16 protein-coding genes are annotated in these 18,682 nt (G+C 72.5%); 11 read left to right on the top strand and 5 right to left on the bottom strand.

Features of this window, described 5'->3' with window-relative positions:
- Positions 1 to 162 precede the first annotated feature (162 nt).
- Positions 163 to 1,530, top strand: coding sequence for an acyltransferase (locus B7C62_12735; protein ID ARF73034.1), 1,368 nt, complete (start codon positions 163 to 165; stop codon positions 1,528 to 1,530).
- A gap of 46 nt (positions 1,531 to 1,576) precedes the next feature.
- Here the strand turns inward: B7C62_12735 and B7C62_12730 are convergent, their stop codons facing one another.
- On the bottom strand, positions 1,577 to 1,813 hold the full coding sequence (locus tag B7C62_12730; protein ID ARF77133.1) for a prevent-host-death protein: 237 nt from the start codon (positions 1,811 to 1,813) through the stop codon (positions 1,577 to 1,579).
- A gap of 134 nt (positions 1,814 to 1,947) precedes the next feature.
- Between B7C62_12730 and B7C62_12725 the strand changes: the two genes are divergently transcribed.
- The 8 genes from B7C62_12725 (at position 1,948) to B7C62_12690 (ending at position 14,433) form a co-directional block, all read left to right on the top strand.
- Positions 1,948 to 3,765 (top strand): glycerophosphodiester phosphodiesterase, encoded by a 1,818-nt coding sequence (locus tag B7C62_12725; protein ID ARF73033.1) that lies wholly within the window; start codon positions 1,948 to 1,950, stop codon positions 3,763 to 3,765.
- A gap of 174 nt (positions 3,766 to 3,939) precedes the next feature.
- On the top strand, positions 3,940 to 5,640 hold the full coding sequence (locus B7C62_12720; protein ARF73032.1) for a hypothetical protein: 1,701 nt from the start codon (positions 3,940 to 3,942) through the stop codon (positions 5,638 to 5,640).
- A 235-nt stretch (positions 5,641 to 5,875) separates the two neighbouring features.
- Positions 5,876 to 7,918 (top strand): hypothetical protein, encoded by a 2,043-nt coding sequence (locus B7C62_12715; protein ARF77132.1) that lies wholly within the window; start codon positions 5,876 to 5,878, stop codon positions 7,916 to 7,918.
- A gap of 145 nt (positions 7,919 to 8,063) precedes the next feature.
- On the top strand, positions 8,064 to 10,136 hold the full coding sequence (locus tag B7C62_12710) for a hypothetical protein (protein ID ARF73031.1): 2,073 nt from the start codon (positions 8,064 to 8,066) through the stop codon (positions 10,134 to 10,136).
- 219 nt (positions 10,137 to 10,355) lie between these two features.
- Positions 10,356 to 11,078 (top strand): helix-turn-helix transcriptional regulator, encoded by a 723-nt coding sequence (locus tag B7C62_12705; protein ID ARF73030.1) that lies wholly within the window; start codon positions 10,356 to 10,358, stop codon positions 11,076 to 11,078.
- A gap of 138 nt (positions 11,079 to 11,216) precedes the next feature.
- Entirely contained in the window at positions 11,217 to 12,263 is a 1,047-nt protein-coding gene (locus B7C62_12700; protein ID ARF73029.1) for a galactose-1-phosphate uridylyltransferase, read from the top strand.
- On the top strand, positions 12,260 to 13,255 hold the full coding sequence (locus B7C62_12695) for a UDP-glucose 4-epimerase GalE (protein ARF73028.1): 996 nt from the start codon (positions 12,260 to 12,262) through the stop codon (positions 13,253 to 13,255). The genes B7C62_12700 and B7C62_12695 overlap by 4 nt, the downstream gene beginning before the upstream one ends.
- Entirely contained in the window at positions 13,252 to 14,433 is a 1,182-nt protein-coding gene (locus tag B7C62_12690; protein ARF73027.1) for a galactokinase, read from the top strand. The genes B7C62_12695 and B7C62_12690 overlap by 4 nt, the downstream gene beginning before the upstream one ends.
- A gap of 23 nt (positions 14,434 to 14,456) precedes the next feature.
- Here the strand turns inward: B7C62_12690 and B7C62_12685 are convergent, their stop codons facing one another.
- Positions 14,457 to 14,897, bottom strand: a complete 441-nt coding sequence (locus B7C62_12685; protein ID ARF77131.1) for an N-acetyltransferase — start codon at positions 14,895 to 14,897, stop codon at positions 14,457 to 14,459.
- Positions 14,898 to 15,143: 246 nt separating this feature from the next.
- On the opposite strand from B7C62_12685, the gene B7C62_12680 reads away from it, so the two are divergent.
- Positions 15,144 to 15,935: a DNA-binding response regulator gene (locus B7C62_12680; protein ID ARF77130.1), complete on the top strand. Its 792-nt coding sequence runs from the start codon at positions 15,144 to 15,146 to the stop codon at positions 15,933 to 15,935.
- Here the strand turns inward: B7C62_12680 and B7C62_12675 are convergent.
- A complete protein-coding gene (locus B7C62_12675) occupies positions 15,894 to 16,391 on the bottom strand; it encodes a MarR family transcriptional regulator (protein ID ARF73026.1) in 498 nt (165 codons plus the stop codon). The two genes, B7C62_12680 and B7C62_12675, sit on opposite strands and share 42 nt — an antisense overlap.
- 89 nt (positions 16,392 to 16,480) lie before the next feature.
- Here B7C62_12675 and B7C62_12670 point away from each other — a divergent pair, with 89 nt between their 5' ends.
- Positions 16,481 to 17,290: a trans-aconitate methyltransferase gene (locus B7C62_12670; GenBank protein ARF73025.1), complete on the top strand. Its 810-nt coding sequence runs from the start codon at positions 16,481 to 16,483 to the stop codon at positions 17,288 to 17,290.
- Between the two features lie 23 nt (positions 17,291 to 17,313).
- On the opposite strand, the gene B7C62_12665 is transcribed toward B7C62_12670, so the two are convergent.
- Both B7C62_12665 and B7C62_12660 read right to left on the bottom strand, forming a co-directional pair.
- A complete protein-coding gene (locus B7C62_12665) occupies positions 17,314 to 17,916 on the bottom strand; it encodes a hypothetical protein (protein ARF73024.1) in 603 nt (200 codons plus the stop codon).
- Positions 17,917 to 18,017: 101 nt separating this feature from the next.
- Positions 18,018 to 18,620, bottom strand: a complete 603-nt coding sequence (locus B7C62_12660; protein ARF77129.1) for a TetR family transcriptional regulator — start codon at positions 18,618 to 18,620, stop codon at positions 18,018 to 18,020.
- Between the last annotated feature and the right edge of the window lie 62 nt (positions 18,621 to 18,682).

The raw sequence follows: 18,682 nt of genomic DNA, 5'->3' as shown, positions 1-18,682 counted from the left end.
CGCGTACGGCTTCGGCCTGTCCAGATCTACCGCACGGTACGGAGCGAGCCCGCTCCGATCCGCTCCGGGCGCGGGCGTTCCTCCGTCACCTCACGTACTCAGAGGCCGAATTGAGTACCCGCACCCTGCCGTACCGCCCGCCCCCGCCGCGACGGTATGTACATGGGATCACCAGTTCGTGTACTCGCCGAGGCCACCCCGGCCACCCGGGACCGCTACGTCGACCTCCTCCGGGTCGCCTCGCTCGGCGTGGTCGTACTCGGCCACTGGATGATGGCGGCCGTCACCCCGGACGGCGTCGGCAACCTGCTCGCCGTCGTTCCCGCGCTCCAGCCGCTGACCTGGCTGCTCCAGGTCATGCCGGTGTTCTTCTTCGTCGGCGGCTTCTCCCACGCCCTGTCGTACCGCTCGCTGCTCCGCAAGCGCCCCGAGGGCTCCGCGGACTCCGTCTACGCGGCGTTCCTGCGTGCCCGGCTCCAGCGGCTGCTGCGCCCCACCATGGTCTTCGTCCTGGTCTGGGGCGCCGCGGCCCTGCTCATCCAGCTGCTCGGCGGGGGCGGCGGGCTGACCGGAGTCACCCTGCGGCTGGTGACCCAGCCGCTCTGGTTCATCGGGATCTACCTGGCGATGGTGGCGTTCACCCCGCCGCTGCTGAGGCTGCACGAGCGGTACGGCTGGGGCGCCTTCGCGGGTCTTGCGGGTGCGGCGGCGGCCGTCGACCTCCTCCGGTTCGCGGCCGGAGTGCCGTACGTGGAGTTCCTCAACTTCGCCTTCGTCTGGCTCGCGGTGCACCAGCTCGGCTTCCTCCGCGCCGACGGCCGCCTCGGTGCCGGTCCCGGCCTCCGCCCGCTCCGCCGCCCGGCCCTGCTGGCCGGGGCGGGCCTGGTCACCGCCGTGGCCCTGGTGGCGTTCGGCCCGTACCCGCTCTCCATGGTCGGGATGCCCGGCGAGAAGGTCAGCAACATGGCCCCGCCCACCCTCGCCCTGCTCTGCCACGGCCTCTGGCTGGTCGGCGCGGTGGAGCTGCTCCGCGCCCCCGCCGCCCGCTTGCTGGCCCGCCCCCGCGCCTGGCGCACGGTGGTGGCGGCCAACGGGGTGGCGATGACCGCGTTCCTCTGGCACCTCACGGCGATGCTGGGGGTGTACGGGGCGATGCTCGCCCTGGACGCCCCGCTCCCCGACCCCGCCACGGCCGGGTGGTGGGCCCAGACCCCGCTGCGGCTGGCGGCCGCCGCCGTCCTCACCGCCGGGCTGGTAGCGGCCTTCCGCACCTTCGAACGCCCCGCACCGCCTTCTGCCACGGCCCCCGCCACCACCCCCGGCACGGGCTCCGGCCCCCTCGCCGCCCTCGGTGCGACGCTCTGCCTGCTCGGCGTCCTCGGCCTCTCCATGGTCGGCCTCGCGGGCCTCCTGGAAGGCCGCACCGCCCTGCTGATCGCCGTCCCGGTCTCCGCCCCGGCCGCCGTCGCGATGACCCTGTGCGGCTGGCTGCTGGTGGAGCGGGCGGGGCGGGGGAGGGCCGTGCGGTAGGCCGCGCGGGCGGCTGCCTGCCCACCGCCCGCCGGTCGGCACCACCTCAGGCGGTGCCGGACCCCTGCTCCAGCCGGTCGATCGAAGCCAGCAGCCGACGCGCGTTCGCAGGGTCGCGGAGAAGGTGCAGGGTCTCCTTCAACGACGTGTACTCGGCCATGGGCAGGATCACCACGGACCCGTGTCCCTCTCGCGTCACGGCAACCGCCTCACCGCCCCTGCCCACCGCGTCCACCGTCCCGGCGTGGTCCGCCAGGAATTCCTCGTAGGTCATCGTGCGCATGGCCACCTCTCTGTACACCGGCATCATCCCGCACGGTGCGCCGGAGTCCCGGTGCCGTCGGGGACCGTACGACCGGCCCCCCTCCGCCGCGCCGTACCCTGGGAGGGTCGATCAACCCCCTGGGCAGGAGTGAAATGGCCGTCAATCTGGTCAATGTCGAGCAGGTCAGCAAGGTGTACGGCACCCGTGCCCTGCTCGACGGAGTGTCCCTCGGGGTCTCCGAGGGCGACCGGATCGGTGTCGTGGGCCGTAACGGTGACGGCAAGACCACCCTCATCCGGATGCTCGCCAAGCTGGAGGAGGCGGACAGCGGCCGGGTCACCCACAACGGCGGGCTGCGCCTCGGTGTGCTCACCCAGCACGACTCGCTGGACCCGAAGGCGACCATCCGCCAGGAGGTCATCGGGGACCTCGCCGACCACGAGTGGGCGGGCAGCGCCAAGATCCGTGACGTGCTCACCGGGCTCTTCGGCGGCCTCGCCCTCCCCGGCTTCGAGCACGGGCTCGACACCGTCATCGCCCCGCTCTCCGGCGGTGAGCGCCGCCGTATCGCGCTGGCCAAGCTCCTCATCGAGGAGCAGGACCTGATCGTCCTCGACGAGCCCACCAACCACCTCGACGTCGAAGGCATCTCCTGGCTCGCGGGCCATCTGCGCGCCCGCCGCTCCGCCCTCGTCTGCGTCACCCACGACCGGTGGTTCCTCGACCAGGTCTGCACCCGCATGTGGGACGTCCAGCGCGGCACGGTCCACGAGTACGAGGGCGGCTACAGCGACTACGTCTTCGCCCGCGCCGAGCGCGAGCGGATCGCCGCCACCGAGGAGGCCAAGCGGCAGAACCTCATGCGCAAGGAGCTGGCCTGGCTGCGCCGGGGCGCCCCCGCCCGCACCTCCAAGCCGCGCTACCGCATCGAGGCCGCCAACGAGCTCATCGCCGACGTGCCGCCCCCGCGCGACACCAGCGAGCTGATGAAGTTCGCCAACGCCCGCCTCGGCAAGACCGTCTTCGACCTGGAGGACGTGACCGTCCAGGCCGGGCCCAAGACCCTCCTCACCCACCTCACCTGGCAGCTCGGCCCCGGCGACCGCATCGGTCTCGTCGGCGTCAACGGCGCGGGCAAGACCTCCCTGCTCCGCGCCCTCGCCGAGGCCGCCCGCACCCAGGGCGACACCCAGCCCGCCGCCGGGAAGATCGTCGTCGGCAAGACCGTCAGGCTCGCCTACCTCTCCCAGGAGGTCCACGAGCTCAACCCGAACCTCCGCGTCCTGGAGGCCGTCCAGCAGGTCCGCGACCGGGTCGACCTCGGCAAGGGCCGCGAGATGACGGCGGGCCAGCTCTGCGAGAAGTTCGGCTTCACCAAGGAGAAGCAGTGGACGCCCGTCGGCGACCTCTCCGGCGGTGAGCGCCGCCGCCTCCAGATCCTGCGGCTCCTGATGGACGAGCCCAACGTCCTCTTCCTCGACGAGCCCACCAACGACCTGGACATCGAGACCCTCACCCAGCTGGAGGACCTCCTCGACGGCTGGCCCGGATCGATGATCGTGATCTCCCACGACCGGTTCTTCATCGAGCGCACCACCGACCGCGTGATGGCCCTCCTCGGCGACCGCGCCCTGCGGATGCTGCCGCGCGGCATCGACGAGTACCTGGAGCGCAGGCAGCGCATGGAGGAGACCGCCACCCCCTCCGCCGCCCCCGCGCCCCGTTCGTCCGGAGCCCCCGTCGCCCCCGCGCTCTCCGCGCAGGAGGCCCGCGCCGCGAAGAAGGAGCTCCAGAAGGTCGAGCGGCAGCTCGACAAGCTCTCGACCCGGGAGACCGCGCTGCACAAGCAGATCGCGGAGAACGCCACCGACTTCGAGAAGGTCGCGGGCCTCGACGCCGAGCTCCGCGAACTCGTCACCGAGCGCGACGAGCTGGAGATGCGCTGGCTGGAGCTGGCCGAGGACGCCTGAGCCGCGGGGCCGTCGCCGGTGAGTGGCTTACCGGGCGGGGCCATGGGGCTGGTGGGGCGGGTGGTACAAAGAAAACCCGTCCGGGACCGATTCCGAGACCGAGTTTCGGGGGTCGGCGCCGAGGTCGGCTTCCGCGCAGCCGGACGCAGGACCGTACGAGGGGGACACGTACCGATGTCACAGCCACCGCCCGGTCCGCCACCCGGCCCGCCTGGCCAGCCCGGCCCCGGTCAGCCGCCGCGGCCAGGGGGCCAGGCGGACCCGGGCGTCTTCGGCGCACCGTTCGAACCGCAGCCCGGGGTGTACGGGCCGCCGCCCTCGGCAGCGTACGGCTCCCCGCAGCCGTACCCCCAGCCCCCGACCGTGCCCCAGCTCCAGCAGCCGCCCGGCGGTCCAGGAGGTCCAGGTGGTCCCGGTGGCGGCCGGCGGGCCCGGGGCCGTACCGCCGGGATCGTCGCCGCCGTCCTCGCCGTGGTCCTCCTCGTCGGCGCCGGAGTCTGGTACGTGGCGGGCGGCGACGGCGGCGGCGACACCGAGAAGCCCGTCGCCGGGGCGAGCAGCACCGCCGACGCCGCTCCGGCGCCGGGCAAGGCCGCGCCCTCCGGACCGAAGGCGGCCGACCTCAACGCCCGGCGCGAGGACGGCGAGAACAAGGTCCTCTGGCTCCAGGAGAACACCGTGGACGTGCCCGGCAACGGGGTCGCCCAGTTCGGCCCCTGGTTCGCCGGGGACATCGTGGCCAAGGCCCTGTACCGCACGCTGTCCGGCTACTCGGCCGCCGACGGCACACAGAAGTGGAGCGTCCGCCTCCGGACCACTGTCTGCTCGGCGCCCACCCTGCCCAGCCCGGACGGGAAGATCGTCCTCGGGCTGGAGAGCGACACGACGGGCGAAGGGCAGTGCGACCGGCTCCAGATGGTGGACCTGAGGACCGGCGAGGCGGGCTGGAGCACACAGGTCGCCCGGTCGGGCATCCGGGACACGCTCTCGGACCTCACCCTGGCCGTCAACGGTGACGTCATGACGGTCGGCCGGACCGGCCGCACCGACGCCTACCGCATCAGCGACGGCAAGCACCTGTGGAACGAGCTGCCGGGCGACTGCCAGCCGTACGGCTTCGCCGGCGGCACCGTCCCCCTCGCCGCCACCAGCTGCCGGGACGCGACGGGCGACCACCTCGTCCACCACGTACGGCGCATCGACCCGGCCACCGGCAAGGAGCAGTGGGCCTACCGGATCAAGAAGGGCTACCGGGTCGACCAGTTCTACGCGACCGACCCGCCGGTGGTCTCCCTCCGCAACGACGAAGAGGACCGGTGGGTGGTCGTGAACCTCAACGCCGACGGCACCTACCGCTCCCAGCTCATCGGTGACGCCGCCGACGACTACGCGCCGCGCTGCGAGAAGGAGCTGCGCGGCCGGAGCTCCAACCTCGACAGCTGCATGGGCGTCGCCGCCGACGCCACCACGCTCTACCTGGCGACCCGGCCCGTCAGCAAGGGCATGGGCGACCCCACCAACAGCGTGGTGGCCTTCGACCTCGCCACCGGCAAGATCCGCTGGAAGGCCGAGGCCCCCGCCGAGCAGACCCTGATGCCGCTGCGGGCCGAGGGCGGCAAGGTGCTGATGTACCTGAGCGCGCTGCGGTCCCGCTCCACGGCCCGGGGCGGCGGAATCTACGCCCTCCCGCCGACCGGCGGCACCCTCCAGCCGGTCCTGCGCCACCCGGCGTCGGCGAGCGAGGTCGAGACCACCTTCGCCGACAAGCTGGCCGTCTACTCCGGAGGGCGCGCCGTGCTCATGCGGACGTTCATCGGCGGGGGCGACGACGAGCAGGAGAAGTCGACCGTGTCGATGCTCGCCTTCGGTGACTGACCGTCACCTTGCGCGGGTCGTAACGAGGGCATCACGACCCGGTTCTCCCTTGGGAACAGGGGCTGGACCGATCCGGTGTTCGATGGAGTGCGGGTGGTACAAAGAAGCCCCGCCCGACTGTCGTAACACCGCGGAAGCCATGCCCGATTCGCTCCTTTCCGGGGGGAATTGAACCCTCCTGGAATCGCGGGGGAGACCGGATCGGGCACCGGACCGCACGAAGGGGGACGTGCTGATGAGCCAGCCGCCCAGCCAGCAACCGCCGCAGGGGGGCTTCGGGGCTCCGCAGGAGCCGCCGCAGGGAACTCCTCAGCCGCCCCAGCCCCAGGACCAGCCTCCGCAGGCTCCGTCCCCGCAGGACCAGCAGCCCCCGGCGCAGTCCTCGCAGGACCAGTCCCCGCAGGGCCAGCCGTCTTCTGGGGCCCAGCCTCCGCAGCCGCCGCAGGCCCCGGCTCCCGCTCCGGCCGGTCCGCCGCCCGCCCAGCCCCCGGGCGGCCCGGCCTACGGCTACCCGCAGGCGCCCCCCTCTCCCCCCGGCCAGCCCGGCTACGGCTACCCCCAGGCACCGGGCCAGGCCCCCGGCCAGCCCTCCGGCCCGTACGGTCAGCAGCCCCCCGGCCAGGCCCCCGGCCCGTACGGTCAGCAGCCCACGGTCGGTTACGGCGGCTACGGCCAGCCCGCCCCCGGCGGTTACGGTCAGCCGCAGCCCGGCCCCTACGGCCAGCCCACGCAGCCCTACGGCTACCCGCAGCAGCAGTACCCCGGCGCCCCCGCCCCCGGAGGACCGGGCGGACCGGGTGCGCCGGGCGGTTCCGGTGGTGCCTTCAAGGGGAGGACCGGCATCCTCGCCGCGGCGGCCGTCGCCGTCGTCCTGCTCGTCGGCGCGGGCGCCTGGTACGTGGTGAGCGACAGCGGCGACGAGCCGAAGAAGAAGCCGGTCGCGGGCGCGAGCAACGACCCCAAGGCGCCCGAGACGCCCAGCGCGTCGCCCACGGTCGACGAGGGCGACGGCAGCGGCGACGGCCGGGAGACGAATGACGACCTCAACGCCGGGCGCAAGCCGGGCGAGGCGCAGGTCGCCTGGCTCCAGAAGAACGACGTCGACCTCCCGCGCAACGGCGCCGAGGTCCACGGCCCCTGGTTCGTCGGCGACACGATCGTCAAGGCCATGTACCGGGGGATCTCCGGGTACGGGGTCGCCGACGGCAAGCAGAAGTGGACGCTCGCGCTCCCCGCCGACGTCTGCTCCACCCCGAACTCGGCCACCGCCGACGGCAAGATCGTCATCGGGATCAAGAGCAGCACCACGGACCGCGCCGACTGCTCCGTCCTCCAGATGATCGACCTCAACACCGGCAAGGCCGGCTGGAAGAGCACGGTCAAGAAGAACGGCGCCTGGGACATGCTGTCCGACATCGGCCTCGCGATCAGCGGGGACACGGTGACGGTCGGACGCACCAGCTACTCCAGCGCGTACCGGGTCAGCGACGGCAAGGAGCTGTTCGCCACCTCCACGGGCACCTGCAAGAACTTCGCCTTCGCGGGCGGCCCGAAGCTCATCGCCGCGGGCAGCTGCCGCACCGACGACGTCAAGAACCCGCAGCACCAGATCCAGGAGCTGAACCCGGTCACCGGCAAGCCCAAGTGGACCTACAAGCCGCCGCGCGGCTGGGAGGTCAAGAAGGTGTACTCGGTCAGCCCGCTCGTCGTCTCGCTCGACAACCGCGAGAAGAAGCAGTGGTCGATCGCCGCGTTCACCGACAGCGGCAAGCTCCGGTCCCAGATGATCCCCGCCAAGAACGACACGGTCACCGCCAACTGCGGCAGCGCGTTCGCCATCTTCGGCCAGAAGCTGGAAGGGTGCAGCGGTGTCGTCGCCGACGCCGACACCTTCTACATCGCCACCAAGCCCGGCACCGGCTCCGCCCGGACCAACAAGGTCATCGCCTTCGACCTGAACACCGGAAAGCCCAAGTGGACGGTGGACGCCCCGGCCGAGCGCGTGGTGCGCCCGCTGCGGCTGGAGGGCGGCAACGTGCTGCTCTACCTGGAGCCGCGGTACGACAAGGCCGGCGCCATCCTGACGCTCCCGGCGAGCGGCGGCGCCACCAGCGTCCTGCTCCAGCACCCGGAGGGGACCAACCGGATCGAGAACGGCTTCTACTCGAACGTGGTCCTGTACGAGGGCGGCCGCTCCTTCATCGTCAGCAAGCGCGTCAGCGCGAGCAACGACAAGGAGGAGCTGGAGCAGACGACGGCCCTGGTGTTCAGCAAGTGACGGTTCACCCGGTGACGGCTCGCCCCGTCACCGTTCACCCCGTGACGGTTCACTTCCTGACGGTTCACGACGGCATCCGAAGGCAGTCGGCCCCTCCCGGCCGGATGCGACCCCACCCCCACATGTCTCCCGAGGTACGTACGCGATGACCCAGCCGCCCCAGCCACCGCAGCAGCCACCCAACGAGCCCCCGAAGCAGCCACAGGACCAGCCCCCGGCCGCGAACCAGGGCCAGCCCCCCGCCGGTCCGCCCTCCGGGCCTCCCGCAGGCCCCCCGGCCGGTGGCTTCGGCGCCCCGCAGGACCCGCCGCCCGGTGGCTTCGGCGCCCCGCAGGACCCGCCGCCCGGTGGGTTCGGTGAGCCGACCCCGCCGCCCGCGGACCCCTTCGCCAAGCAGCCCCCGGCCCCGGGCGGTTACGGCACGCCGCCTCCGCCCGCCGGGGGGTACGGCAGCCCGCCCGCCCCGCCCGCGGGCGGCTACGGCACCCCGCCGACCCCGCCGGCCGGTTACCCGGCCCCGCCCGCCCCGCAGCCCAACGGTTACGGCTATCCGCAGGCCCCCCAGCCCGGTTACGGCTACCCGCAGGGCGCCCCCGGCCAGCCGGGCCAGCCCGGATACCCCGGTCAGCCCGGCTACCCGGCCCAGCCCGGTATGCCGCAGCAGGGCTACGGCTACCCGACCCAGCCGATGTACGGGGCCGGGGCCCCGCAGCCCGGCGCGGGCGGCGGCAAGAAGTTCAGCACCCAGATGCAGATCATCGTCGCCGCGGCCGTCGCCGTGGTGCTGATCATCGGCGCGGCCGTCGTCTACAGCGCCACCAAGGACGGCGACAAGGACAACCAGGCGTCCTCGTCCGGCTCCACCGGCGGCGAGAGCAAGGGCGGCGAGGGCGGCGAGGGCAAGGGCGGCGAAGGGAAGGACGGCGGGAGCAGTCTGCCCGGCGGCACCGAGAAGGCGCCCGGCAACACCAACTCCAAGGTCGCCTTCCAGCTCCCGGAGCCGAAGGTCACCGACATCACCTCGGTCCACGGCTCCTGGCTCACGGACAAGGCGTACGTGAAGTCCGGTGTCGACGCGATCGCCGCGTACGACCCGGACAAGGGCACCGAGCTCTGGTCCGTACCGCTGGACGGCCAGGTCTGCGGCGCCTCGCGCCACATGACCAAGGACTACAAGACGGCGATCCTCTTCAAGGAGGGCAAGCCGACCAAGGAGAAGAAGTACCCCGCGTGCAACCAGGTCGGCGTGGTCGACCTGAGCACCGGCAAGCTCCTGTGGAACAAGTCCGTCACCGCCGCCACGGGTGGTGACCGGCCGGTCTCGTTCGACGAGGTCACGCTCAGCGGGACCACCGTCGCCGCGGGCGGCACCTCGGGCGGCGCGGCCTTCAAGCTGGAGAACGGCGCCGAGCTCTGGAAGCCGAAGGTCGGCGCCGACCGCTGCTACGACATGGGGTACGCCGGGGGCGAGGCCCTCGTCGCGGTCCGCAAGTGCGGTTCGTACGACAACCCGCAGCTCACCGTCCAGGTGCTGAACCCGGCGACCGGCGCACCGCTCTCCTCGTACCAGATGCCCGCGGGCGTCGAGTACGCGTCCGTCGTCTCCACCAAGCCGCTGGTGGTCGCGGCCAACGTCGGCGACACCGCCAACGACGGCAGTGGCATCTCCGACTTCTTCTCGATCGACGCGGCGACCGGCAAGCTGACCGTGCGCATCTCCGCCGACGCGGAGAAGTACGCGGCGCGCTGCGGCTCCACCGACGTCGAGAAGTGCCGGGGCGCGGTCGTCGGCAACAACCGCCTCTACGTGCCGACCGAGGACCACGACGGCACGGGCGAGTACGGCAAGACCAACGAGATCGTCGCCTTCGACCTGACCACCGGCAAGCTCCTCGGCGGCCGGGCCGACGCGGGCGACCGCTACAGCCTGACCCCGCTCCGGATGGACGGCACCAGCGTGATCGCGTACAAGAGGCCCCCGTACGACAAGGGCGGCCAGATCGTCTCCATCGACGGCGAGACCTTCAAGCAGACCCTGCTGCTGGAGAACCCGGGGGACCGGTCGGTCCGGGACGCGGAGACCCGGTTCCTCCCCGACCACTCCGAACTCCTCTACGGCGGCGGGCGGTTCTACATGGCCAAGCAGCTGATCAGCGAGCGGCGCGACAGCCAGGCGGACGAGAAGCTCTACCTGGCGGTGGCCTTCCGCACCGACTGATCACCCGTGTTCCCGAACAGCCCTGCCGGACGGTCACCGTCCGGCAGGGCTGATCGTTTTCCGTCGCTCAAGTAGCCCTGAATGGCGCAGAATTCGGCATTCTGGGGGGCTTCTCCCCCGTAAGGGGCCCACGGCGTCGAACAAGCGTGTACCTTGCCGAGGTCAGGAAGCCGGGGGGCCGGTATCCAGGGCTTACACGGGCACTTGGGGGCTTGATCGATGGGCGTGCGGCTCATGGTGGTCGATGATCACCGCCTGCTCGCCGAGGCACTCGCCTCGGCGCTGAAACTGCGCGGGCACCGGGTGCTCGCGGCGGCCGCCCCGACGGCCGGGTCGGCGGAGCTGGTGGTCGGCAGGGCCCCGGAGGTCTGCCTCTTCGGTACGGCGTCGCCCGCCGCCCCGGGGGTCTTCGACCCGATCGTGCGTATCGGCCGGGAGCGCCCGCAGGTGGCGGTGGTGGTGCTCGGCCCGGTGCCGAGCCCGCGCGGGATCGCCGCGGCCTTCGCGGCCGGGGCGGCGGGGTACGTCCGCCACGACGAGCGCATCGAGGGTGTCGAGCGCGCGATGCTGAAGGCGCGGGCGGGGGAGAGCGCCATCGCCCCGCAACTCCTGCGCGGCGCCTTCGCCGAGCTGCTCAACCCGACGGCCCAGCCCGACGACGAGGGCCGCCGTCTGCTCCGGATGCTGACCCCGCGCGAGGCGGAGGTGCTGGTCCGGGTCGCCGAGGGCGAGGACACCCGGCTGATCGCGGCCGGGATGCGGATCGCGCCGAGCACCGCGCGCACCCACGTCCAGCGCGTCCTGATGAAGCTCGGCGTCGGCTCCCGGCTGGAGGCGGCCGCCCTCGCGGCCCGTACGGGACTGCTGGACCGGGCGGCGGACGTCCGTACGGACGGGCGTACGGACGCGGCGCGGGGGCCGGGCGCCACCACCCCGGGCTGACCCCTCGCCGTACAGCGGCACACATGGCCCCACCCCGCCCCACCCCCGCCGCGCCCGGCCGACTCATTGACGCGCATGTTTGCTTGTGATTTGTTATGTGCGTTTATGTTGGTTGGAGGGAACGGGTGGAGGACCCTGGTGAAGAAGACGGTGACGCGCCTCGCCGACGGCCGTGAGCTGATCTACTACGACTCCGCGGACAGCACCACCGTCCGCGAGGCCGTCGACCGGCGCCCCCTCGACGCCGTGTCGACCTCCTCGGAGATCCGCCGCGACCCGCTGCTCGGCGACGCGGTCGCCATCGCCTCGCACCGCCAGTCCCGCACCTACCACCCACCGGCCGACGCCTGCCCGCTCTGCCCCACCCGGGACGGGCGCCTCAGCGAGATCCCCGACAGCGACTACGACGTCGCCGTCTTCGAGAACCGCTTCCCCTCCCTCGCCGGGGACTCCGGCCGCTGCGAGGTCGTCTGCTTCACCTCCGACCACGACGCCTCCTTCGCCTCCCTCACCGAGGAGCGGGCCGCGCTCGTCCTCGCCGCCTGGACCGACCGCACCGCCGAACTCTCCGCACTCGACCAGGTCACCCAGGTCTTCTGCTTCGAGAACCGCGGCGCCGAGATCGGTGTCACCCTCGGCCACCCGCACGGCCAGATCTACGGCTACCCCTTCGTCACCCCCCGCACCGAGCTGATGCTCGCCTCGGCCGCCCGCCACCGCGCCGGGACCGGGGGCAACCTCTTCGACGACGTGGTCGCCCGCGAGGAGAAGGACGGCACCCGGGTCGTCCTCGCCACCGACCACTGGATCGCCTACGTCCCGTACGCGGCGCACTGGCCCTACGAGGTCCACCTCCACCCCCGCCACCGCGTCCCCGACCTGCCCGCCCTCGGCGAGGCGGCGCGGACAGAGTTCCCACAGGTCTATCTGGAACTCTTGGGGCGCTTCGACCGGATCTTCGGACCCGGCGAGCCGCCGACCCCGTACATCTCCGCCTGGCACCAGGCGCCGTCCGGGGTTCCCGGACGGGAGGACTTCGCCCTGCACCTGGAGCTTTTCACCATTCGCCGGACCTCCGGCAAGCTGAAGTTCCTCGCGGGTTCCGAGTCCGGCATGAGTGTGTTCATCAACGACGTGCCGCCGGAAGCCGCGGCCCAGCGACTGCGAGAGGTAGCGAGCCAGTGAGCGATCCCCAGAGCGTGAGCAGCCGGAAGAAGTACCTGGTCACCGGCGGTGCCGGATACGTCGGCAGCGTCGTCGCCCAGCATCTGCTGGAGGCCGGGCACGCCGTGACCGTCCTGGACGACCTCTCCACCGGCTTCCGCGCGGGCGTCCCGGCCGGGGCCACGTTCATCGAGGGCCGCATCCAGGACGCCGCCCGCCACCTCGACCCCTCCTACGACGGCGTCCTGCACTTCGCCGCCTTCTCCCAGGTCGGCGAATCCGTCGCGGACCCCGAGAAGTACTGGGTCAACAACGTCGGCGGCACCACCGCCCTCCTCGCCGCCATGCGCGAACACGGGGTGCGCACCCTCGTCTTCTCCTCCACCGCCGCCACCTACGGCGAACCGGTCTCCACCCCCATCACCGAGACCGACCCCACCGCCCCCACCAGCCCGTACGGCGCCTCCAAACTCGCCGTCGACCACATGATCAGCGGCGAGGCCACCGCCCACGGTCTGGCCGCCGTCTCGCTGCGCTACTTCAACGTGGCCGGAGCGTACGGAAGGTGCGGCGAACGCCACACCCCCGAGTCCCACCTCATCCCGCTCGTCCTCCAAGTGGCCCTGGGCAGGCGGGAGTCGATCTCCGTCTACGGCGACGACTACCCCACCCCCGACGGCACCTGCGTCCGCGACTACATCCACGTCGCCGACCTCGCCGAGGCCCACCTCCTCGCCCTGGACGCCGCCGCCCCCGGCGAGCACCTCATCTGCAACCTCGGCAACGGCAACGGCTTCTCCGTCCGCGAGGTCATCGAGACCGTCCGCAAGGTCACCGGCCACCCGATCCCCGAGACCCCGGCCCCGCGCCGCGGCGGCGACCCGGCCGTGCTCGTGGCCTCCGCCGCCACCGCCGTCGAACGCCTCGGCTGGCGGCCCTCCCGCGCCGACCTGGCCGGAATCGTCGCCGACGCCTGGGAGTTCGCCCGCCGAGAGGAGCCCACCACCCCATGACCGCGACCGCCGAGCAGACCGGGCCCGACCCCGCCACCGCCTTCACCGAGCTGTACGGGGGTGAACCCCACGGCGTCTGGGCGGCACCCGGACGGGTGAACCTCATCGGCGAGTACACCGACTTCAACGACGGTTTCGTCCTGCCGCTCGCCCTCCCGCACACCGCCCGCGCCGCCGTCTCCCCCCGTACCGACGGAGTCCTGCGGCTGCACTCCTCCGACGTGCCCGGCGGAACCGTCTCCCTCCGCGTCGACGCACTGGCCCCGCGCTCCGGCCACGGCTGGGCCGCCTACCCGGCGGGCGTCGTCTGGGCGCTGCGCGAGGCCGGGCACCCGGTCACCGGCGCGGACATCGCGCTGACCTCCACCGTCCCGACCGGCGCCGGACTGTCCTCCTCCGCCGCCCTGGAGACCGTCACCGCACTCGCGCTCAACGACCTGTTCCAGCTCGGCCTGACCGGTCCCGAACTGGCCGTCATCGGCCGCCGCGCCGAGAACGCCTTCGTCGGCGTGCCCTGCGGAATCATGGACCAGATGGCCTCGGCCTGCTGCACCGAGGGCCACGCCCTGCACCTGGACACCCGCGACCTCACCCTGCGCCAGGTCCCGTTCGACCTGGCGGCCCAGGGCCTGACGCTCCTGGCCGTCGACACCCGGGTCAAGCACGCGCTCGGCGACGGGGCGTACGCGGAGCGCCGGGCGGGCTGCGAGGAGGGCGCCCGGCTGCTCGGGATACCCACCCTGCGCGACCTCCCGTACGAGGACCTCGGCGCGGCCCTCACCACCCTCGCCGACGCCGGGGCGGACGAGTCCGTCATCCGTTACGTACGCCATGTCGTCGGCGACAACCGCCGGGTCGAGCAGGTCATCGCGCTGCTGGACGCGGGCGACGCGCGGGGGGCGGGCCCGGTGCTCGACGAGGGCCACCGTTCGCTCCGGGACGATCTGCGGGTCTCCTGCCCGGAGTTGGACCTCGCGGTCGCGGCGGCGCGGGGGGCCGGGGCGCTCGGGGCCCGGATGACCGGCGGCGGGTTCGGAGGTTCGGCGGTCGTGCTGGCGGAGGCGGCGGGGGCCGACGCGGTGGCGGAGGCGGTCACGAAGGCGTTCGCCGGGGCGGGGCACGCGGCCCCGGGCATCTTCACGGCCGTCCCCTCGGCGGGAGCGCGCCGACTGCGCTGAACCGGCTTACGGGCAGGGGGCGTTCAGAGCCGCTTGGTGAGGATGAACTCCGTGACGCCGGGCGGGTAGTCCTCGACCCGGCCGATCTCCTCGTACCCCTGCTTCCGGTAGAACTCCGGGGCCTGGAAGTCCCAGGTCTCCAGCCGGGAGCGGGCACAGCCCCGCTCCGTGCGGGCCACCCGCTCGGCCTCCGCGAGCAGCCGGGAGCCGAGACCGGCGCCGCGGTGGCGGGCGTCGACCCAGAGCAGGTCGACATGGAGCCAGTGCGCCCAGGTCCGCCCGGTCAGCCCGCCGGCCAGCGCCCCCTGCCCGTCCAACGCCCAGACCTCCAGCGGGGTTTCGTGCTCGGCGGAGGTGGAGAGCAGAGCGCGCAGCCCGGCGGAGGCCGCGACGTTGTCCTCGTGCAGACGCCCGCTCAGCAGAGTGCGACGTTCTCTGTCCACTTCTGTCTCAAAACGGAACATGAACCACACCCTAAACACCCTGAGCCATCAGTTCCGTGAATTTCCTTCCGCCCCCGGCCCCCGCCCGTACGCTGATCCCAGCACCGGTGGGGGCCGGTGCCGAATCAGGGGGCGAGAGAGTCGGGTACGGCGCCCGGAGCGGGGCGGCAGGCGGTGCACACGGCGGCGGCCGGAGCGGCGCGGGCCACCCGGATGTTCCGGGCGTCGTACCCGCAGCTGTCCGTACCCACCGATGGGGGTTTCTCTGTGGCTCGAATCCGGGTTCTGGTGGTCGACGACCACCGCATCTTCGCCGAGTCCCTCGCCGCGGCCCTCGCGGCCGAACCGGATGTGGACGTGGCGGCGGCGGGCAGCGGCCCGGCCGCACTGCGCGCACTGGAGCGCGCGACGGCCGAAGGCCGCCCGTACGACGTGCTCCTGGTCGACGCCGAGCTGGGCGGGCTGACCACCGGCGGCGGCAGCGGCGCTCCGGCGCTCTCCCTGCCCCGGCAGGAGGAGCCCGGGGCCGTCGACGGCATCGCGCTGGTCGCCGGGGTCCGCGAGGCCCGGCCCGCCGTCCGCTCGGTGGTGCTCGCGGAGAAGGACGACCCGCGCCGCGCCGCCCGGGCGCTCCAGGCGGGGGCCTCGGGCTGGGTGGCCAAGGACTGCTCGCTGCAACGGCTGCTCACGGTGATACGAGGCGTGCTGCGCGAGGAGACGCATCTGCCGCCCGCCCTGCTGACCGGGGTCCTGCGGGAGCTGACCGCGACCCGCAAGCACCGCACCGAGAGCGAGCAGCTGGTGGAGTCCCTGACGCCCCGCGAGCGCGAGGTGCTGCGCTGCATGGTGGCCGGGCTCGGGCGGAAGGCGGTCGCGGAGCGGCTGTTCCTCTCCCCGCACACGGTCCGCACCCATATGCAGAACGTCCTGGGCAAGCTCGGGGTGCACTCGACGCTCGCCGCCGTGGCGCTGGCCCGGCGGGCAGGGGTGGGCCCGGCGGAGCCCGCAACCGTCCGGCTAGCCGGGGATGTTGTCGAACGGGGCAGTCAACTGGCGTAGCAGCCCGGCCAGTTCGCCGCGCTGGTGGCGGGAGAGCTCGCCGAGGATGGCCCGCTCCTGGTCGAGCAGCCCGGCCAGCGACTGATCGGCCTTGTCGCGCCCCTCGGCGGTCAGCCGGACCAGGACACCGCGCCGGTCGCTGGGGTCGGGCAGCCGCTCGACCAGGTTCTTCTTGGTGAGCCGGTCGATACGGTTGGTCATCGTGCCCGAGGTGACGAGCGTCTGGGTCAGCAGCTGCCCGGGGGAGAGCTGGTAGGGGGCACCGGCCCGGCGCAGCGAGGTGAGTACGTCGAACTCCCACGGCTCCAGGTTGTGCTCGGCGAACGCTATGCGGCGGGCCCGGTCGAGGTGGCGTGCCAGGCGGGAGACGCGACTGAGCACCTCGAGTGGTTCCACGTCGAGGTCGGGGCGCTCGCGGCGCCATGCAGCGACCAGTCGGTCGACCTCGTCCTCCATGTGGATCAGTGTAGAGGGTCTGTCGACATGAAGTCTCTTGAATTCAAGTGTCTTGACATCAAGATACTGCGGGCGTGATCCTGTTTCCCATGACGCCCCCTCCCGAACCCACCTGGGACCCGCGGCAGTACCTGCGCCACGCGGACCACCGCACCCGCCCCTTCCAGGACCTGCTGGCCCGGATCGGCGACCTCCCCGGCCACCCCGCACCCCGGATCGCCGACCTCGGCTGCGGCGCCGGAAACGTCACCGCCCTCCTCGCCGACCGCTGGCCGCAGGCCCGTATCACCGGCTACGACAGCTCCCCGCAGATGCTCGCCGAAGCCGCCGCCCACGCCCGCCCGCCCCAGCTCGACTTCGTGGCGGCCGACGCGGCGACCTGGACGCCCACCGAGACGTACGGCCTGATCGTCTCCACCTCCGCGCTCCAATGGATTCCCGGCCACACCGACCACTTCCCCCGCTGGCTCGACGCCCTCGCCCCCGGCGGCACCTTCGCCTTCCAGGTCCCCGGCAACTTCACCGCCCCCAGCCACACCCTCCTGGCCCGCCTCCGCGCATCCGACCGCTGGCGCCCCCGCCTCCACGGCACCGGCGACCGCACCGCCGCCGTCCTGGACCCCGCCGACTACCTCACCCGCCTCCGCGACCTGGGCTGCGCGGCGGACGTCTGGGAGACCACCTACCTCCAGACCCTGCACGGCGAGGACGCCGTCCTGGACTGGGTCAAGGGCACCGCCCTGCGCCCCGTCCTCACCGCGCTCGCCGACGACCCCGAGGCCCGCGACGCGTTCGTCATCGAATACCGCGACCTGCTCCGCGAGGCGTACCCGCCGGGCCCGTACGGCACGGTCTTCCCGTTCCGCCGCATCTTCGCGGTCGCCCGCAGGGAGAAGTGAGGCCCGCACCCGCCGGGTGAGCCCTACAGCTCCTTGAGCGCGTCCGCCGAGATGTCGATGTCCACGGGGAACGGCACGCCCGTCTTCAGCCGATCGTGGTGGATGCCCGTCAGCGCGTACGCCTTCGTCACCGGGTCCAGCTCGTAGACCCGTACGACGGGGTGCTGGTCGGTGCCCGTCATCTCCACCAGCCAGAAGTGCGGGATGCCTGCGGTGGCGTATCTGCGAGGCTTGGTCTCACGGTCGCGAGCCTCGGAGTCGGGGGAGACGACTTCCACGGCGAGGAGGACGTCGGCGGCCTGGTACCGATTCACGTCCGGCCCGGTGACCGCCTCGGTCCGCACGACGGAGATATCGGGCTCCGGCCCGTTCCGCCGGTCCAGCACGACGGTCATCTGACGGCGGGCCTTCATCTCCGCGGGGGCCGCGGCGCGCAGCCCCGTCACCAGCAGATCGATCACCGTGCTGTGAAACAGTCGCTGCGGACTCACGAAAACCAGGCTCCCGTCGATCAGCTCGGTGTGCGGCGGGAGATCGGGCAGCGTGAACAGATCGTCCACGGTGTATCCGTCCTGCGGGGGCACCGGCCAGCGTGAGCTGAGCGCGGCGGTCATGGTTCCTCCCATGGACGAATCCTCTGCCCTCCCGACCACCCTACGGCGGGAAATCCGCACGCGTCATCACAACGGGTGACGACCTGCGGAAGGGTCTACGCGATCAGCCGCGATCAGCTCTTCCGGTGCCCTATCAGCCGCGGCTTCGCCTCCAGGTTCTCCAGCCCGTGCCAGCACAGGTTCACCAGGTGCGCCGCGACCTCCGCCTTCTTCGGCTTGCGGACGTCCAGCCACCACTGGCCGGTCAGCGCCACCATCCCCACCAGCGCCTGCGCGTACAGCGGGGCCAGCTTCGGGTCGAAGCCCCGGGCCTTGAACTCCAGGCCGAGGATGTCCTCCACCTGCGTGGCGATATCGCTGATCAGCGAAGCGAACGTGCCCGTCGACTGGGCCACCGGCGAATCCCGCACCAGGATGCGGAAACCGTCCGTGTACGACTCGATGTAGTCCAGCAGCGCGAACGCCGCCTGCTCCAGCAGCTCCCGGGGATGCCCCGCCGTCAGCGCCCCCGTCACCATGTCCAGCAGCTGGCGCATCTCGCGGTCGACCACCACCGCGTACAGGCCCTCCTTGCCGCCGAAGTGCTCGTACACCACAGGCTTGGAGACCCCGGCGCGGGCCGCGATCTCCTCCACCGACGTGCCCTCGAACCCCTTGTCGGCGAAGAGGGCGCGGCCGATGTCCAGCAGCTGTTCGCGGCGCTCCTTGCCCGTCATCCGGACCCGCCGGGCCCGCCGGGAGGAGGCAGGTCTGCTCTTTTCGCTGCTGGAGTCGGTCG

It is taken from the genome of Kitasatospora albolonga, from assembly GCA_002082585.1.
GTDB classification, from domain to species: Bacteria; Actinomycetota; Actinomycetes; order Streptomycetales; family Streptomycetaceae; genus Streptomyces; species Streptomyces stephensoniae.
Note: the sequence above shows the minus strand (reverse complement) of the source record. Positions and strands in the feature narration are given on the sequence as shown.

Bases quoted from the DNA above. Each gene is read 5' to 3' on its own strand.
- B7C62_12735 (ARF73034.1), top strand. From the start codon at position 163: ATGGGATCACCAGTTCGTGTACTCGCCGAGGCCACCCCGGCCACCCGG.
- B7C62_12730 (ARF77133.1), bottom strand. From the start codon at position 1,813: ATGCGCACGATGACCTACGAGGAATTCCTGGCGGACCACGCCGGGACG.
- B7C62_12725 (ARF73033.1), top strand. From the start codon at position 1,948: ATGGCCGTCAATCTGGTCAATGTCGAGCAGGTCAGCAAGGTGTACGGC.
- B7C62_12720 (ARF73032.1), top strand. From the start codon at position 3,940: ATGTCACAGCCACCGCCCGGTCCGCCACCCGGCCCGCCTGGCCAGCCC.
- B7C62_12715 (ARF77132.1), top strand. From the start codon at position 5,876: ATGAGCCAGCCGCCCAGCCAGCAACCGCCGCAGGGGGGCTTCGGGGCT.
- B7C62_12710 (ARF73031.1), top strand. From the start codon at position 8,064: ATGACCCAGCCGCCCCAGCCACCGCAGCAGCCACCCAACGAGCCCCCG.
- B7C62_12705 (ARF73030.1), top strand. From the start codon at position 10,356: ATGGGCGTGCGGCTCATGGTGGTCGATGATCACCGCCTGCTCGCCGAG.
- B7C62_12690 (ARF73027.1), top strand. From the start codon at position 13,252: ATGACCGCGACCGCCGAGCAGACCGGGCCCGACCCCGCCACCGCCTTC.
- B7C62_12685 (ARF77131.1), bottom strand. From the start codon at position 14,897: ATGTTCCGTTTTGAGACAGAAGTGGACAGAGAACGTCGCACTCTGCTG.
- B7C62_12675 (ARF73026.1), bottom strand. From the start codon at position 16,391: ATGGAGGACGAGGTCGACCGACTGGTCGCTGCATGGCGCCGCGAGCGC.
- B7C62_12670 (ARF73025.1), top strand. From the start codon at position 16,481: ATGACGCCCCCTCCCGAACCCACCTGGGACCCGCGGCAGTACCTGCGC.
- B7C62_12665 (ARF73024.1), bottom strand. From the start codon at position 17,916: ATGGGAGGAACCATGACCGCCGCGCTCAGCTCACGCTGGCCGGTGCCC.
- B7C62_12660 (ARF77129.1), bottom strand. From the start codon at position 18,620: ATGACGGGCAAGGAGCGCCGCGAACAGCTGCTGGACATCGGCCGCGCC.